This is a genomic window from Agromyces sp. NPDC004153, assembly GCF_053603635.1.
Map to the genome: position 1 here is coordinate 2311812 of NZ_JBSGFY010000001.1, position 15173 is coordinate 2326984.

The following is a 15173-nucleotide window of genomic DNA, read 5'->3' on the forward strand; positions in this document are numbered from 1 at the left end:
CGTCCGAGCTGCCGGGTTGGCGGGATATCGCGCCAACCCGGCAGCCGACCGGTCGCACGATGTCGGTGGCACGACGCAGAATTGGCTGGTGACTCGTCGTGGGCTGATCCTCTTCGCCGCGCTCGGCATCGCCTGGGGCATCCCCTACCTCTTCATCAAGATCGCGGTCAGCGAGCTGGAGCCCTCGATGGTGGTCCTCGGGCGATCCGCGCTGGCCGCGCTCCTGCTGCTGCCGCTCGCATTCTTCCGTCGCGAGGTCTGGCAGGTCGTGCGGCGCTGGAAGCCGATGCTCGCCTACACGATCGTCGAGATCGTGCTGCCGTGGTACTTCCTGAGCTCGGCCGAGCAGAAGCTCCCGAGCTCGACCGCGGGGCTGCTGCTCGCCACGGTGCCGCTCGCCGGCGTCGCCATCGCCTTCATCATGGGCCGCCCCGAGCGGCTCAGCCGGTTGAACTGGCTCGGCATCGCCTTCGGCATGCTCGGCGTCGCCGCGCTCGTCGGGCTCGACATCGCGGGGTCCGACCTCATCGCCGTCGCCGAGGTGGCCGTCGTCGTGGTCGGCTACGCGCTCGGGCCCGCGATCCTCGCCCGCTGGATGTCCGACCTCCCCGGCGTCGGCGTGGTCGCCGTGTCGCTGGCAGCGACCGCCGTCATCTATGTGCCCTTCGTGCTGTTCACCGGTGCGTGGCCGACGGCCTGGCCGTCGACGTCGGTCGTCGTGTCGATCGTCGTGCTCGCGGTGGTCTGCAGCGCCTTGGCGTTCCTGCTCATGGTCGCGCTCATCGGCGAGATCGGACCGGTCAAGGCGACGGCCATCACCTACGTGAACCCGGCGGTCGCCATCCTCGCGGGCGTGCTCATCCTCGGCGAGCGCATCACCGTGTGGACGGTCGTCGGCTTCGTGCTCGTGCTCCTCGGCTCCTACCTGGTGACACGGAAGCGGCAGGAGCCCGTGGCCGCCGAGGGTCCCGAGGAGGCCTGCGCGGAGCAGGAACAGCAACCGGGGCAACGGCAGGATCAGGAGGCGCGCCGACAGGCGTAGCCCGGCTGAGCCCGCTCGACGGGATTGCCAGCACGGCCCTGCGCGGCCAGCATGGGGCGCATGGATGTCGAGCCCATTACGCCGCAGCAGTTCCACGACGCTGACGGCGTCGACGACTGGCGGGTGCTCTACTGGGGTGCGCACGCGTTCTTCCGGGCTACCTCGTACGCGCAGGCGGCCAGGTTCGTGGCCGCGGTCGCCGAGCTCGCCGCGCCGACTCGGCACGACCCCGACGTCGACCTGCGTCGCGAGGGCGTCGCGGTGAAGCTCATCACCCGCGGCATCCGGAACCTCAGCACTCGAGACCTCGAGCTCGCGCGGCGGATCTCCGAGGTGGCGCGCGACCTCGGACTTGATGCCGACCCGTCGGCGCTGCTGGTCGTGCAGGCCGCGGTCGCGTCGCCGCCGTCGGCCGACGTCATCCCGTTCTGGGCGGCGGTGCTCGGTTACGTGCGGCCCAATGGGTCCCACCTCGTCGACCCGTTGCGGCGCAACCCGTCCTTCTTCCTCCAGCGCGAGGAGCGCGTCGCGCCGGGCCGCGGACGCATGCACATCGACGTGAGCGTGCCGCACGACCAGGTGCACGCCCGCATCGACGCGGCCGTCGCGGCGGGCGGCCGCATCGCGGACGACTCCTTCGCGCCCGAGTGGTGGACGCTCGCCGACGCCGAGAACCATGGCGTGGACATCACGACGTGGTGGGGTCGCGAGGCCGTGCGGCTCGAGGAGGCGCGCGACGAGTGACGCGCCCGGCGCGTTGATGCTGCGGAAGCTCCGGGCGCGGCGGGCTCTCCAGCCGCCCGGGCGGGCGGCTCGCTACCAGGTCCCGCCGACGGGATGCTCGTCGTCGGTGAACATGCCGCCGATCGGTCCCCGCGGTGCCGGGATGACGGGCGCCACGCCGTCGCGCTCGGTCGCGACACGCACGGCGTCGTCCTGCGGCTCGTACCCGATGGCGCGACCCGCCTCGAGCGAGAAGCGCGCGGGCGCGTTCGCGGAGACGCCCCAGACGAGGTGGTGACGTCCGTCGTCGACGCGCAGCGCCGCCTCGATGAGCCGCACGGCGTCGTCGACCGAGAACCACTGCGCCAGGCTGAGACCGAGGATGCCGCCGGTTCCGGGGTCGGGCGCGAAGTGGCCGATGCGCGCCGTCACGATGCTCATTCCGAACCGGTCGGCGTATAGGCTGCCGAGCGCCTCGAGGGCCGCCTTGCTGACCCCGTAGTACGTGTCGGGCCGCGGCAGCAGCGGCTCGTCCTGCGCGACATCCGCGACCTCGGCGAACCCGACGGCGTGCACGCTGCTCGCGAGGAAGACCCGGGGCACGCCCGCCGTGCGGGCCGCCTCGAGCACCTTCTGCGTGCCGTCGATGTTCACGCGCAGCAGCTCGGCCCACGGCCGCTCCGAGGCGAGGGCAGCGAGGTGCACGACGGCATCGGCGCCGTCGACGACCCGCCCGATCGCGTCGGGGTCCTCGATCGAGGCCCGATGCCACTCGATGACCCCGAGCTCGTGGTCATCGGATGCCGCGGCGGAATCCTCGGGCACGTCGACGTCGACCAGCCGCAGGGTCCGGCCGGGCCGCCGCAGCAGCGGCACCACGCGCCGGCCGATACGCCCCGACGCGCCCGTGACGACGACGACCTCGCTCGCGGCATCCGCTGCACCCATGGGCACGATCATGCCAAACGGCGCCCCGGCCGCCCGCACGGCACGGTGACGCGACGTTCAGGCTGCGCTGGACGACGGCATTCCGGCCGCGAGCTCCTCGAACACGGCGCGCACGTCGTCGCGCACCGCGAGCGGCGCCGACTGGCCCATCCAAAGCGACTGCAGGTCGCCGCGGCCCTGGCGCGCGGCCTCGGCGCGGAACCTCCCGGTGAGCCAGTTCTGTGCGGGGAACGGCGCGATGGCCCCGGATGCCTCGATCTCGCGGATCGCGCGGTTGAGCTTCCCGCGTGCCAAGCGTCCGCTCATGGCGCGGGTGAGCACGGTCTCGTGCGCGGCCGTCTCGCCGATGGCCGCGCGGTGGGCGTCGTTCGCGGCCGACTGCCGCGTGCGCAGGAACGCCGTGCCCACCTGCACACCCGACGCGCCGAGCGCGAGCGCCGCGGCGACGCCCCTCCGATCGGCGATGCCGCCTGCCGCGATGACGGGCACCGACACCGCGTCGACCACCTGCGGGACGAGCGCGATCGACCCGACGAGCGACTGCTCGGGTTCGCGCAGGAACGACACCCGGTGTCCGCCGGCCTCGAGCCCGGTCGCGACGATCGCGTCGACTCCGCCCGCGTCGAGCGCGACGGCCTCGTCGACCGAGGTGGCGGTGCCGATCAAGCGGATGCCGCGCGCTCGCGCGCGCTCGACGACGTCGGCGGGCGGCACGCCGAACACGAAGCTCGCGACGGCGGGCCGCGCCTCGAGCACGGCGTCCCACTGCTCCTCGAACGACGGAAGGTACGACGCGGGCGGTTCCGTCGGAACGGGGAGCCCGACCTCGTCGAAGAACGGGCGCAGCGCTTCGACGGTGCGATCGTAGCCGTCGCGGTCGAGCGGGGCGTCGGTCGCGGCAACCGTCAGCGGAAGCCACACGTTGAGGTTGAACGGCCGGTCGGTCGCCGCGCGCAGCGCCGCCGCGGTCTCGGCGATGCGCCCGGCGTCGTAGCCGTAGAGCCCGAACGACCCCAGCCCGCCGAGCTCGCTCACCGCCGAGGTGAGCTCGACCGACGAGAGCCCGCCGAACGGCCCGAGCACGATCGGATGCTCGATGCCCAGCAGCTCGGTCAGCCGTGTCGCGGCATCCGCCATGTCAGTCCTCCGTCGTCGCGGGCTGCACGCCCCACTCGTCGGCGCGCCGGGCGCCGCAGTTCCAGCATGTGCCACCCTCGATGAGCGCGCCGCACTCGGTGCACGTCGCCGCGAGCCAGCACACGGCGCCGTCGAGCATCCTGCCCTCGAGCTCGTTCGGCTGCTCCTCCGCTCGCACCGTTCCACGCTACGCCCGTGTGGCCCGAACGAGGGGGATGCGCGCAGTTCCGGCGCCAGCAGGTGGGGAGTACCCTCGGCCCTGAAACGAGCACGCAGGGGGTGTGCGATGCCGTACTACATCATCGAACGCAACTACGCGGAGCAGGTCCACAATTCGCCCGACGGGGCTCGCGAGCTGGGCCTGATCAACGACGAGGAAGACGTGCGCTGGCTGTACTCCTTCCTCTCGGTGGATCGTCGCAAGAGCTACTGCGTCTACGAGGCGCCGTCGCCCGACGCGATCATCGCGGCGGCGGCACGGGCAGGGCTGCCGGCTGACGTCATCATCGAGGTCGACAGCATGGCGCTGCCCAACGGGACGTACGCACCGGTCTCCTGAGGCTCAGGCGAGACCCTGCTCACGGGCGAAGCGGGCGGCGCGGGTCCGGTTCGGCACGCCCACCTTCGTGAGGATGCTGCGCACGTGGTTCGCGGCCGTGTGCTCGCTGATCACGAGCTCGGACGCGATCTCGCGATTGCTGAGTCCCTCGGCCAGCAGCCGCAGCACCTCGATCTCGCGCGGCGTGAGTCCGCCGATGCTCGGTGCCGCGGATGCCTCGGGCAGGCCCCTGAGCACGCGGACGAGCCCGAGCGGCTCAGCGAGTGCGCGCGCCCGTTCGGTGAACGCCCGCGCCTCGACGGTGTCCCCCTCGCGCCGGGCGAAGGCGCCCGCCGCCGCGCAGGCGTAGGCGACGTGCAACGGCGCGTGGAACTCCTCGGCGAGGCGGATGGCGCGATCGAAGTCGGCCGAGGGATCGCCGGCCCCGCACAACGCATTCAGTCGGCCGAGGTACATGTCCGCCGGGCCGAACTGCGCCACGAAGAAGCCCGAGACCAGGTTGCAGCCGGAGTATTCCTCGAGGTGATCGAGAAGAACGCTCGCCGCATCGGTGTCCCCGAGGGCGAGGGCGGCCTCGGCCATGAAGGCCAACCGCCCCGGCCAGTCGGCCGAGAGGCGGATCTTCTCGCCGTCGCGTTCGAGGAGCCAGTGCAGGGTCCGACTGCAGGGCTCCTCCATCCCGAGCTCCGTGTACAACGCGAGCAGCCCCGGCGCCCAGGTGGAGGTGGGCGACTCGTCCCCGGTGACCACGGACGCGGCGATGCCGAGGCGGCCCGTCTCCCGTCGCACCATGAACTCCTGCACGGCATACGAACCGGGGGTGAGGTCGCCGCGGAACCCCTGCTCGATCGTGCCGATCTCACCGAGGATGCGCTTGGCGTCCTCGAGTCGACCGTCGGCGAAGGCACGGCCGAAGCGAGCGGACTCGGCCCAGAACGTCCAGTAGGCGCCCCAGCGCTTCGAGTTCGCCGTCAGGCGGGACTGGCCGCGCTCCATGACGGCGGGATCGCCGACGACGTACCCGGCGAACGCGCGAACGATCCCGGTGAGACCCGCCCAGTCCTCGCTCATGCCCGTCGTCAGCGGCTCCATCTCGTCCGCCTCGGCGATCCGCTCCCAGAGCCCCTCGGGCCGCAGCGACTGCCAGATCCGGGTGCGCAGCGTGGCGGCGAGCGTTCGCTCGTCGCCGAGCTCACGCGCCAGGACGATGGCGCGGTCGCTGATCATGGCGCCCTTCGCCGGGTCTCCGGTGAAGGCGATCGCACGTCCCAGGCTCCCGAGTCCCTCGACGAAGAGGGGATCGTGCTCGTCGGCCGGAACGGCGTCGAGCGCGGCGGACAGCAGCTCCATCCCGCGTGTCCCATCGAGGCCTTCGCGCCACGACCCGTCCTCGTAGCCGATCGCGGCGCGGAGCCGGACTCGGGGATCGCGCGACTCCATCATCCGCTCGTGCAGCTCGCGTTCCCGGCTGAAGTCCGATGCCAACGCCCAGCTGCGTGCGGATCGTCGCCGCAGGTCGTCGCGCTGCCCGGGATCCGCCGCCAGGTCGGCCGCCCGCTCGAACAGCCCGCCCGCCTGCTCGTGCGCGAGTCGCAGGTCGGCGGATTCGGCGGACCGGACGAGGTACTCGACGGCTCGGTCGCCGAACCCGAGTGCCCGCGCCGCGACGTAGTGGTAGGCGAGGCGCTGTACGAGCCGGGGAGCCGTCGGGAACCGGGCCTCGAGCGTCTGGGCGATCCGGGCGTGCAGCCGCATGAGCTCGGACGCCGGCACCCCGTCGAGCACCGCCTGCCGCGCGATCGCGTGCGGGAACCGATACGGGTCGCCGATCCGCGCCGGAAGCTCGAGGAGGCCGGCCCGCACGCTGGCGTCGACCGCGACGAGCGTGTACTCCTGCGTCGCCTCGCTCACGGCGAGGAGCTCCCCGAGGTCGACCTCGTGACCCAGGACGGCGGCTACGCGGAGAACGCCGAGCGCGGCATCCGACAGCATCGCGATGCGTGGTCGAAGCGGCTCGAACACGGACTCGGGCATGTCGACGCGCCGGTCGCGGGCCCCCACTGCATCCAGGACCTGTCGCCAGGTCGTCCGCACGAGGAACGGGTTGCCGCCCGTCACCTCCACGAGGGCGAGGGCCGCCCCACGGGCCTCATCGGCGGGGAGGCCGGCGCCGAGCTCGAGGAACTCGGTGAGATCGGCTGGACTGAACGGCGGGAGCGTCATCCGCTCCACGCCGGGCAGGTGCGTGAGCTGGGAGATCAGGTCGGTGAGCGGCTCCGATCGGTCGGGCGGGTCGGGTCGCAGCGCCACGAGCACGAAGATCCGGGAGTCGGCGATGCCGACGACGAGTCGACGGAGCAGGCGCACCACGTCCTCCGCCGCCCAGTGCATGTCGTCGAGCGCGAGCACGATCGGCCGCATGACGGAAGCCGCGGTGAGCACATCGGCGATGGACGCGAAGAGCCGGTCCTGGCCGATCGCCGGGGCGGTCTCGCGTTCGCGCGCGGTGAATGTGTCGCGAACCACGGCGAGCGCTTCTGCGGGGATGCCGCCGTCCTCCCCCGACCCGAGGGCCGACAGCAGCGGCTCGAGCGCCTGGTCGACCGGCTCGAGCGGACGCCCCAGCTCCTGGATGCAGTCGCCGTACAGCACGGCAGCGCCGAGGTCGTGCAGCGCGCTGCCGATCGTCGCGAGCAGCCGCGACTTTCCGGCGCCCGGATCACCGCTCAGGAAGATGGCCCGCCCCGCACCGGCCTCGACCGCGGAGAAGGCCTCGTGCAGCGCACGGAGTTCCTCGCGTCGGGCCACGAAGGGCGGGGCGCCGGTGTTCGTCCAGCTCGAAGGCAGGGCGGGAGCTGGCCAGCTCCGCATGCTCCACACGATAGCGCCGTCACCGGGGGACGGTCGATGACCCGAATTGACTATGCGATCTGGCCGGCAAGATGACCGATCCACGTCATGTGGCGGGCTCGCGGCATCCGTAGCGTCGCCCTCGACCGGCCGCGGAGGCGAGCCGGCGGGGAAGGGAACGACCATGAACGCTCGAACACTGCGATGGGCGGTTCCGGCAGCTGCGGCCGTACTGCTGCTGGCCGGGTGCGGGCTGACGACGACGGCAGGCTCAGCGAAGCTGACCGTGCCGAAGACCTCGACCGAGGTCTGCAATGCGCCGAACTACGTGCGCCAGGCCGCGCCCGAGGGCGTGTGCGGCACCGACTTCGACCGGCTGATCGCGGAGCAGGTGGAGGACGACCTGAGCCTCGGGTACCTGCACCAGGAGCGGATGCAGCGCGTCCAGCGATGACACCGAGGGTGACGCAGGCCCTCCCAGGGGGCGGATGCCGCAAGGCTCCGCCCCCGCCTTCTGCCTTCACGTGCGTTGGGCGACGACTCCCGGGGCAGCAGATCTCGAGGAGATGTCGATCTGCCGCGGCATCCGTTCGACGTCCAGAATGAGACGGACAGTCCGCCTCGAACGGCCCAGGAGAAGGATCCGCCATGCGCACCCTCATCGTCACCGAGTTCATCACCCTCGACGGCGTCGTCGACTCCCCCGGAGGCGGCGACCACCCGCGCGCGGGCTGGACCTTCAAGGAGGTCCCGTTCGTCGAGGAGGCCTACGAGATCAAGGGCACTGAGCAGGAGGAGGCCGGCGCCCTGCTCATCGGCCGGCAGAGCTACGACGAGTTCGCGCCCGTCTGGCCGAAGATGGACGAGTTCGCCGACTACAACGCCATGCCCAAGTACGTCGTCTCGACGACCCTCACCGATCCCGAGTGGAACAACACCTCGGTGCTGCGCTCGCTCGACGAGGTCGCCGCGCTCAAGGAGGGCGACGGCGAGGGCACGATCCTCGTGCACGGCAGCGCGACGCTCGCGCAGGCGCTCGCCGAGGCCGGTCTCGTCGACCGCTACCACCTGCTGCAGTTCCCCGTCACGCTCGGCGAGGGCAAGCGCCTCTTCAACGGGCGCGAGCAGGGAAAGCTCAAGCTCGTCGAGTTCGAGGCCTACTCGAACGGCGTCGTCAAGTACGTCTACGACGTCGAGCGCTGACGTCGCCTGTCGTCGCAGCGCACGGTGAGCGAATGCCGCGGGGCGACCTCGCGGCATCCGCTCACGCGCGTCGCGGCTGCCAGGGTGCCGGCCGAAAACCGACCAACGTTGGCTCTTTCCAGTCGCGTGAGCTATCCTCGCCTGCACCGGGGGACGTCGTCATGATCGCCATGACGGAAATCGAGGAGAACATGATCTACGAAGACCGGGACCGGCTCCTGCGCGCCCTCCGGACCAACACCGAGGGCTTCACGCGACAGCTCGAGATCGACGAGGCCGCTCGCGGCTGCGCCGAGGCCCTGCTCGCCGGCGACTTCGACCTGGCACAGCTGCACGCCGGCCGCTACGGCGCCCTCACGCGCGAGCCCGCGATCGCGTAACGCGCGTAGCGACTGAGCGGACGCCGCGGGCCTGACCTCGCGGCATCCGCTCGCTCGAACTCGGTACCGAAGTGCCGAAGTTCCGTCGCCCGAAGGGGAGAACCTCGGACCTCGCGGTGCCCACGTGCCCGAGTGTCCAAGTGCACCGACCATTGCCGGGCGGACCCGTCCCGGGATAGGTTCGGCCCGCCGGGAGGATCGACATGGGGACTTCGAACGACAGCGGCGACGCGGCATCCGTCGACCTCGACGAGGTGCGCGCGCTGCTCGTGAGCTATCACGACAACGCGTCGATCTCGCGGGCGAAGGTGCTGCCGGCGCGGGCGCTCGCCGGGGCGGCGTCGCACGGCATCACGATCTCGAACAGCGTCGGGTTCCTGTTCTCGGTCGACGACCACCTCAACGAGACGGCGGCGCTCGACCCGATCGTCGGCGACCTGCGCGGCATCCCCGACGTGTCGGCCGTGGCGATGCTCGACCCCGCGGTCGGGCTCGCGTGGGCGCCCGCCGACCTGCACACGCTCGAGGGCACGGTGCATCCGACCTGCACGCGGTCGGCGCTGCGCCGAGTGGCTGCGGATGCCGCGACCGCCGGCCTCGACTTCCTCGTCGGGTTCGAGCTCGAGTTCACGCTCTTCCGCGGCAGCCCCGACGAACCCGAGCTCGTCGCGCAGGGACCGGGGTACTCGACGCGCGCGACCCTCGACGTCGAGGCGTGGATGCTCGACGTGCTCGACGCGCTCGACACCGCGGGCGTGCCCGTGGCGCAGTTCCACCCCGAGTTCGGGCCGGGCCAGTACGAGCTCGCGCTCGCGCCGCGCGAGCCGTTGCGCGCGGTCGACGACCTCGCGCTCGCACGCATCGTGATCCTGCGCACGGCCGCCGCGCACGGGCTGCTCGTCTCGTTCTCGCCCGTGCCGCTCGTCGGCGGTGCGACCAACGGATGCCACGTGCACCTCTCCGCGACCCGAGACGGGCAGCCGCTGCTCGTCGACCCGGCGACCCGGCTCGGCGTGACGTGGGAGGGCGGGCACCTCATCGCCGGCATCCTCGACCGGCTCGAGGAGGGCGTCGCGCTCCTCGGCGGCAGCGTGCTCTCGTTCGTGCGGCTCAGTCCGCGCACCTGGGCGGGCGCCGACATCTGCTGGGGGACGGCCAATCGCGAGGCGGCGATCCGGTACGTCACCGGGCAGACCGTCGACGTGCTCGCGCACGCGAGCCAGGCGAACCTCGAGGTGAAGCCGATGGACGCCGCGGCGAACCCGTACCTCGCCGTGGCGGCGGTCCTCGCGGCGGCCGTCGACGGCGTGCGTCGCAGCGCACGACTGCCCGAGCCCGTGGAGATCGACCCGGGGCGCCTCACCGACGCGCAGCGTGCGGCACGCGGCATCCGTCGACTGCCCGCCGACCTCGGCACGGCGCTCGACCTGCTCGACGGGAGCGCGTTCTTCCGCGAGGTGTTCGGCGACGTGCTGCTCGACGCGTACCTCGCGGTGCGCCGGCACGAGGCCGACGCCTACGGGGGACGCCCGCCGCAGAACGTGGCCGACGCCGTGCGGTGGCGGTACTGATGGCGCGCGCCGCCGCTCGCGGCTCCGCAGCCGGTGCGCTCGACAAGCGTCCCGTCGTGGTGGACTTCCCGCTGCGCGGCGAGAACTGGATGGCGGTCACGACGCCCGCGTACCGCGTGCCGAGTCACGGCACCGACATGCTCGGACAGCGGTACGCCTACGACTTCGTGAAGGTCGACGACCGCCCGGGCGTGCACGTGCATCCGGGCGGATCGTGGCGCACCGAGACGGTCGGCGGCCGCACGCGCGAGTGCTACGCGTGGGGGCAGCCGATCCACGCGCCGTTCGACGGCGAGGTCGTCGCGGCGGTCGACGGCATGGCCGAGCGCGAGTGGATCGTGCCGACGGGCGAGATCTTCCGCATGCTCAAGAACGCCGTGACGTTCACGCCCGAGAAGCTGCCGTCGATCATGGGGAACCACGTGCTGCTGCGGGCGAGCATGCCGGCGCAGGTCGGCCGGGCCGGCGGCACTGGACCCGTCTATGCGGGCTTCGCCCACATCGCACCCGGCACCGTCGCGGTCGGGCCCGGCCAGCGCGTCGCGGCGGGGGACCTGCTCGGACACGTCGGCCACACCGGCAATTCGACGTCGCCGCACCTGCACTTCCAGCTCATGGATTCGCCCGACCTCATGACGGCGAACGGCATCCCGTGCGCGTTCCGCGCCTACGAGGTGCGGCGCGACGGCGTGTGGGAGCCGGTCGCCGACGGCGTGCCGGGGCGCCGCGAGCGGATCCGGTCGGTCATTGCTCGTTCGTGAAGGTGACCTCGACGTGGTCGACGGTCGGCGAGTCGAGGAGCGTGATCGCGTTGGGGTCGGCGACCGACCAGGCTTCCCGCCACGTGACCGCCTGACCCGGCTCGAGGACGCCGCTCGGCTCGACGCCGACCTCCTCGCCGGTGTCGAGGATGTCGAAGATGATCGCGCCGGGCTGTCCGCCAGACGTGACCTGAGAGTACGTGAGCAGGCTGATGGCCTCGGGGGAGCCGTTCGTGATGGTGAGCGTGAAGACCACGTTGCTCGCGCCGCCGGTGGCGACCTCGGTCGGCACGTACGGCTCGGGCGGGGTGACCGTCATCGTCACGCCGTCCTCCCACGCGATGGTCTGGCCGAAGGGGACGCTCGGGCTCGTCGGCGCGATCATGCCGGGGAAGTCGCCCTTGACCGGATCCTCGATCTCGTCCGGCTCGGAGGTCGATTCGGGTTCGGGCTCGACCGTCGGCTGCTGGACATCCGCGGTGGGCACCCCGCCGCCCATCTCGTCGAGCGTCGCGGGGATCACCGACAGCGCGCCGATGGTGAAGGCGATGATGGAGGTCGCGAGGCCGATGATCGAGACGACGAGGGCGGTGACCGCGCGCCATTCCCTCCCGATGATCACGATCGCGATGATCGCGACCACGAGGCCGACCAGGAGCAGCACCACGCCGACGAGCGCGGGGATCTCGAACGGGAGGCGGGTGAGCACGAAGCCGACGAGCGCCGAGGTCAGTGCACCGATGCCGTACGCGTTGGATCTCCGGGCCTCCGACGGCGGTTCGTCGGCGGTTGCGGTCGCCGTCGCGACGGCCGAGGTGTGCTCCGTCCACGAGTCGCCGTCCCAGTAGCGGAGACTCCCGGCACCGTCGTCGTACCAGCCTGCAGGGGCCTTGCCCGGCTCGCCCACAGCTCGATCGTGGCACTGCGGGACGCCCGCCGACAGTGCTCGCGTGCCCCAGATCGGGGCACAGTCGCCGACGGTGACGGCGGACGCCGCGCCGAGGACGGCCGGCGCGACATCCGTCAGCGCTTCACGGCACGTTCGTGAACGTCGCGTTCGCGTAGGCGAAGCTCGGCGAGGCCTGCATCGTGAGCGAGGCCGGATCGGCGACCGACCATGCGACGCGCCACGACACCGAGCCGCCCGGCGGCACGATCGCGCTGGGCGGGATGCCGACGTCGTCGCCGTTGCCCTCGAGGTCCTCGCCGATGTCGAAGATCTGGCTCGCCTCCTGGTCGGCCGAGGTGAGCGTCGGGAACGGCACGGGCTGCAGGTTCTCGGTCGAGTTGTTCGTGATGGTCATGGTGAAGACGACGTTGTCCGCGAGCGTGGAGCCGACCGCGAACGGGCTCGGCGTGTACGGCTCGGGCGCCGAGACGGTGAGGGCGACGCCGTCGTCCCACGTCATGGTGTCGCCGAAGGCGAGGTTGCCGACCGGCACGGCCGGTTGCTCGGGCTCCCCGAAGGGCGCATCGTCGCCGGGCTGCGGCACGTCGGTCGCGTCGGGGATCGCCTCGTCGATCGTGTCCCACACGTCGCCGAACGAGCCGATGAGCGCGTTGACGAACACGACGATGCCGACGATCGTCGCAACGATCGAGATGATGAGGCCCGTGATCGCGGGCCACTTCGCACCGCGCGCGAACAGCCCGACGAGCGACAGCACGAAGGCGACGGGCAGCAGGATCCACGCGACCCCCATCACGTCGGGGATGACCGCGAACACGAACCCAGCGATCGCGACGACGAGCGCGATGATGCCGACGACGTTCGGCGGCGGGTTCGACGGCTCGGTGAACGGATGCTGCGCCGTCATCACCGCCGTCGGCTGCGGGGCGTACGGTGCCGCGTACTGCGCGCCGTAGTTCTCGGTCGGCGCGGTCGGGCTCGCCGTGAACGCGCTCAGGTCGGGGTCGTCGTACCGTGCGGTCGGGTCGTTCCAGCCGCTCGGCACGGTCGTCGAGTCGCCGTACCCGGATGCCGCGGGCACGCCCTCCCCGTATGCGGATCCGCCGCCCGTCGCAGCGCCCGACCCCCAGACGTACGGGATCGTCGGGCCGTCGATCGGCACGGTCGCGTCGTCGTTTCCGATCGGCGTCGTCGGCGTGGCATCCGCACCGGCCCCTCCGGCCCCGGCGGCCGACTCGCTCGCGCCGCCGAACCCGGGCGCGGTGTACTGGGTCCACGCCTCACCGTCCCAGTACCGCCGCCCGCCCGAGCCGTCTTCGTACCACCCGGCCGGCGCCTTCGTCGGGTCGCTCATGCCTTGATCGTGGCAGACGCGGCGGCCGCCGGTTCAGAACGTTGGCATATCGGTACCTGGGCACTTGGGCACCAGGTCGTGCAGTGCTTCGGTGCTTAGGTGCTTCCGTGCTTCCGTGCTTCGGTGCTTCGGTGCTTCGGTGCTTCGGTGCTTCGGTGCTTCGGTGCTTCGGTGCTTCGGAACTTCGGAACTTCGGAACTTCGGAACTTCGGCACTTCGGCACTTCGGAACTTCGGCACCGCCGTCGCCCGCGGCACCTCGCGGAAGTTCGGCCATGCCGGGCCTCGCGACTGCGGCGATGGGGGTTACGCCCTACCATCGAACGTGCGCGGGTGCCCCGCCCGCCGCATACGAACCTCCAAGCCTGCACTCTCCACCCGATCCGCCGACCCGACGGACCAGCCGCCCCCTGGAGCCCGGTTGACCGCCCCCGCTGAAGACGACCACGTGTCCGGATTCGGCGCGCCCTCGGCCGCACTCGACCGCCCGCGGGATCGATCGGCACGGCAGCAGGCCGGCGCGCACGCACGACGGCTCGAGGTGCCGCCGGTCGAGGTGCCGCGGCATCCGATGCCCGAGCGGCGCCGGTACTTCCTGAGCTCCTTCGAGCCGAGTGGCGACTACGACTCGGTCATCGTCGCCGTGACCGACGGCTCGCGGCGCCGGTATTTCACGACCCGCGACGGCGATGCCCTCACGGAGGTCGACGAGGTGTCGTTCGAGCGTCGCCGAGAGAGCGGCACGCGATCGCTGCTCGAGCTCGACGAACGCGAGCTCGGCGAGCTCGAGGCCGAGCTGCGGTTCGTGCGACCGGTGCGCGGGCGTGATCCGATCGCCGAGGCGGATGAGGCCGACGAGGCGTACGAGCCTGCCGAGCCGGAGCCCGAGACGGCGGCCACCGAGCAGGAGCCGGAGCTCGAATCGGAGCCGGAGCCGGAGCCCGAGCCGGTGCCTACGGAGCCCGAGCCGGAGCCGGTGCCTACGGAGACGACTGCCGAGGAGCAAGACACGGATGAAGCCTGGATCGACGATCCGGCCGACGAGCTTGCGCCCGAGTTCGCAGAGGACGCGGCGCACGACCCGACCGACCTGCCGACCGACGACGCCGACGAGAGGGAGACCGACGACGTGGATCCGATGACCGAGGAGTTCGAGGCGCTGATGATGGAGTCGACGACGTCGCCGTTCGCTCGGCCGGCTGCGGCGGCATCCGTCGTCACCGGCATCGCGGATGCCGCGCCTGCACCTGCACCCGCACCCGAGCCCGACTCCGCCCTCTCGCTGTCGGCCGCCGAGGCCATCGCGCAGGTGTCGCTCGCGAAGGGCATCGCGTTCGTCGCGCATCGCGGGCAGCTCGACCGCAGCGGCCTGCCGTACATCGACCACCCCGGACGCATCGCCGAGCGCTTCGACCCGGTGACCGAGCCTGTCGAGGCGGCGGCCTCGTGGCTGCACGACGTGCTCGAGGACACCGCCGTCACCGAGCAGGAGCTGCTCGAGGCGGGCGTGCTGCCCGAGATCGTCGTCGTCGTGCAGCTGCTGACGCGCCGGCCCGAGGTCTCGCCCGACGAGTACTACGCGCGCATCCGCCGCGACCCGATCGCCCTGCGCGTGAAGCTCAACGACATCGACGACAACACCGCGCCGTGGCGCCTGCGCCGCCTCGACTACGACATGCAGCAGCGCCTCGCCGAGAAGTACCGGTACGCGCGCCACGCGCTCGGCGCCGAATAGC

The 15173-nt window shown here is 71.8% G+C and carries 15 protein-coding genes; 9 read left to right on the forward strand and 6 right to left on the reverse strand.

Annotation, left to right across the window (positions count from 1 at the left end; genetic code table 11):
• Positions 1–88: 88 nt before the first annotated feature.
• Both ACWEOH_RS10885 and ACWEOH_RS10890 read left to right on the forward strand, forming a co-directional pair.
• Positions 89–1042, forward strand: coding sequence for a DMT family transporter (locus ACWEOH_RS10885; RefSeq protein ID WP_452030815.1), 954 nt, complete (start codon positions 89–91; stop codon positions 1040–1042).
• A gap of 60 nt (positions 1043–1102) precedes the next feature.
• Complete coding sequence (locus tag ACWEOH_RS10890; RefSeq protein WP_452030817.1) at positions 1103–1786, forward strand: VOC family protein; 684 nt, start codon at positions 1103–1105, stop codon at positions 1784–1786.
• Between the two features lie 72 nt (positions 1787–1858).
• Here ACWEOH_RS10890 and ACWEOH_RS10895 read toward each other — a convergent pair whose 3' ends face one another.
• Genes ACWEOH_RS10895 through ACWEOH_RS10905 form a run of 3 tightly spaced genes read right to left on the reverse strand, consistent with a single transcriptional unit; the run spans position 1859 to position 4028 of the window.
• Positions 1859–2713 carry an NAD-dependent epimerase/dehydratase family protein gene (locus tag ACWEOH_RS10895; RefSeq protein WP_452030819.1) on the reverse strand — a complete coding sequence of 285 codons (855 nt, stop codon included), beginning with the start codon at positions 2711–2713 and terminating at the stop codon, positions 1859–1861.
• A 57-nt stretch (positions 2714–2770) separates the two neighbouring features.
• Entirely contained in the window at positions 2771–3850 is a 1080-nt protein-coding gene (locus ACWEOH_RS10900) for an NAD(P)H-dependent flavin oxidoreductase (RefSeq protein ID WP_452030821.1), read from the reverse strand.
• Between the two features lies 1 nt (position 3851).
• Positions 3852–4028: a hypothetical protein gene (locus ACWEOH_RS10905; RefSeq protein WP_452030823.1), complete on the reverse strand. Its 177-nt coding sequence runs from the start codon at positions 4026–4028 to the stop codon at positions 3852–3854.
• 108 nt (positions 4029–4136) lie between these two features.
• On the opposite strand from ACWEOH_RS10905, the gene ACWEOH_RS10910 reads away from it, so the two are divergent.
• On the forward strand, positions 4137–4409 hold the full coding sequence (locus ACWEOH_RS10910; RefSeq protein ID WP_452030825.1) for a nickel-binding protein: 273 nt from the start codon (positions 4137–4139) through the stop codon (positions 4407–4409).
• Positions 4410–4412: 3 nt separating this feature from the next.
• Here the strand turns inward: ACWEOH_RS10910 and ACWEOH_RS10915 are convergent, their stop codons facing one another.
• On the reverse strand, positions 4413–7280 hold the full coding sequence (locus tag ACWEOH_RS10915) for an ATP-binding protein (protein ID WP_452030827.1): 2868 nt from the start codon (positions 7278–7280) through the stop codon (positions 4413–4415).
• A 163-nt stretch (positions 7281–7443) separates the two neighbouring features.
• Between ACWEOH_RS10915 and ACWEOH_RS10920 the strand changes: the two genes are divergently transcribed.
• The 5 genes from ACWEOH_RS10920 (at position 7444) to ACWEOH_RS10940 (ending at position 11174) form a co-directional block, all read left to right on the forward strand.
• Positions 7444–7713 carry a hypothetical protein gene (locus ACWEOH_RS10920; protein WP_452030829.1) on the forward strand — a complete coding sequence of 90 codons (270 nt, stop codon included), beginning with the start codon at positions 7444–7446 and terminating at the stop codon, positions 7711–7713.
• A 194-nt stretch (positions 7714–7907) separates the two neighbouring features.
• Positions 7908–8462 carry a dihydrofolate reductase family protein gene (locus ACWEOH_RS10925; RefSeq protein ID WP_452030831.1) on the forward strand — a complete coding sequence of 185 codons (555 nt, stop codon included), beginning with the start codon at positions 7908–7910 and terminating at the stop codon, positions 8460–8462.
• Between the two features lie 170 nt (positions 8463–8632).
• On the forward strand, positions 8633–8842 hold the full coding sequence (locus ACWEOH_RS10930) for a hypothetical protein (RefSeq protein WP_452030833.1): 210 nt from the start codon (positions 8633–8635) through the stop codon (positions 8840–8842).
• 203 nt (positions 8843–9045) lie between these two features.
• The gene (locus ACWEOH_RS10935; protein WP_452030834.1) at positions 9046–10413 is read left to right on the forward strand and encodes a hypothetical protein; all 1368 of its coding nucleotides are present in this window, start codon (positions 9046–9048) and stop codon (positions 10411–10413) included.
• Positions 10413–11174, forward strand: a complete 762-nt coding sequence (locus tag ACWEOH_RS10940) for a M23 family metallopeptidase (protein WP_452030835.1) — start codon at positions 10413–10415, stop codon at positions 11172–11174. Before ACWEOH_RS10935 ends, ACWEOH_RS10940 begins: the two co-directional genes overlap by 1 nt.
• On the opposite strand, the gene ACWEOH_RS10945 is transcribed toward ACWEOH_RS10940, so the two are convergent.
• The gene (locus ACWEOH_RS10945; RefSeq protein ID WP_452030837.1) at positions 11158–12081 is read right to left on the reverse strand and encodes a DUF2510 domain-containing protein; all 924 of its coding nucleotides are present in this window, start codon (positions 12079–12081) and stop codon (positions 11158–11160) included. The genes ACWEOH_RS10940 and ACWEOH_RS10945 overlap by 17 nt on opposite strands.
• Positions 12082–12205: 124 nt before the next feature.
• Entirely contained in the window at positions 12206–13438 is a 1233-nt protein-coding gene (locus ACWEOH_RS10950) for a DUF2510 domain-containing protein (RefSeq protein ID WP_452030839.1), read from the reverse strand.
• Positions 13439–13885: 447 nt separating this feature from the next.
• Here ACWEOH_RS10950 and ACWEOH_RS10955 point away from each other — a divergent pair, with 447 nt between their 5' ends.
• Positions 13886–15172: a hypothetical protein gene (locus ACWEOH_RS10955; protein ID WP_452030841.1), complete on the forward strand. Its 1287-nt coding sequence runs from the start codon at positions 13886–13888 to the stop codon at positions 15170–15172.
• Position 15173: the final 1 nt, after the last annotated feature.

Coding starts and splice junctions, on each gene's coding strand:
- ACWEOH_RS10915 (WP_452030827.1), bottom strand. CDS start 7,280: ATGCGGAGCTGGCCAGCTCCCGCCCTGCCTTCGAGCTGGACGAACACC.
- ACWEOH_RS10940 (WP_452030835.1), top strand. CDS start 10,413: ATGGCGCGCGCCGCCGCTCGCGGCTCCGCAGCCGGTGCGCTCGACAAG.
- ACWEOH_RS10895 (WP_452030819.1), bottom strand. CDS start 2,713: ATGGGTGCAGCGGATGCCGCGAGCGAGGTCGTCGTCGTCACGGGCGCG.
- ACWEOH_RS10935 (WP_452030834.1), top strand. CDS start 9,046: ATGGGGACTTCGAACGACAGCGGCGACGCGGCATCCGTCGACCTCGAC.
- ACWEOH_RS10910 (WP_452030825.1), top strand. CDS start 4,137: ATGCCGTACTACATCATCGAACGCAACTACGCGGAGCAGGTCCACAAT.
- ACWEOH_RS10900 (WP_452030821.1), bottom strand. CDS start 3,850: ATGGCGGATGCCGCGACACGGCTGACCGAGCTGCTGGGCATCGAGCAT.
- ACWEOH_RS10930 (WP_452030833.1), top strand. CDS start 8,633: ATGACGGAAATCGAGGAGAACATGATCTACGAAGACCGGGACCGGCTC.
- ACWEOH_RS10920 (WP_452030829.1), top strand. CDS start 7,444: ATGAACGCTCGAACACTGCGATGGGCGGTTCCGGCAGCTGCGGCCGTA.
- ACWEOH_RS10925 (WP_452030831.1), top strand. CDS start 7,908: ATGCGCACCCTCATCGTCACCGAGTTCATCACCCTCGACGGCGTCGTC.
- ACWEOH_RS10950 (WP_452030839.1), bottom strand. CDS start 13,438: ATGAGCGACCCGACGAAGGCGCCGGCCGGGTGGTACGAAGACGGCTCG.
- ACWEOH_RS10890 (WP_452030817.1), top strand. CDS start 1,103: ATGGATGTCGAGCCCATTACGCCGCAGCAGTTCCACGACGCTGACGGC.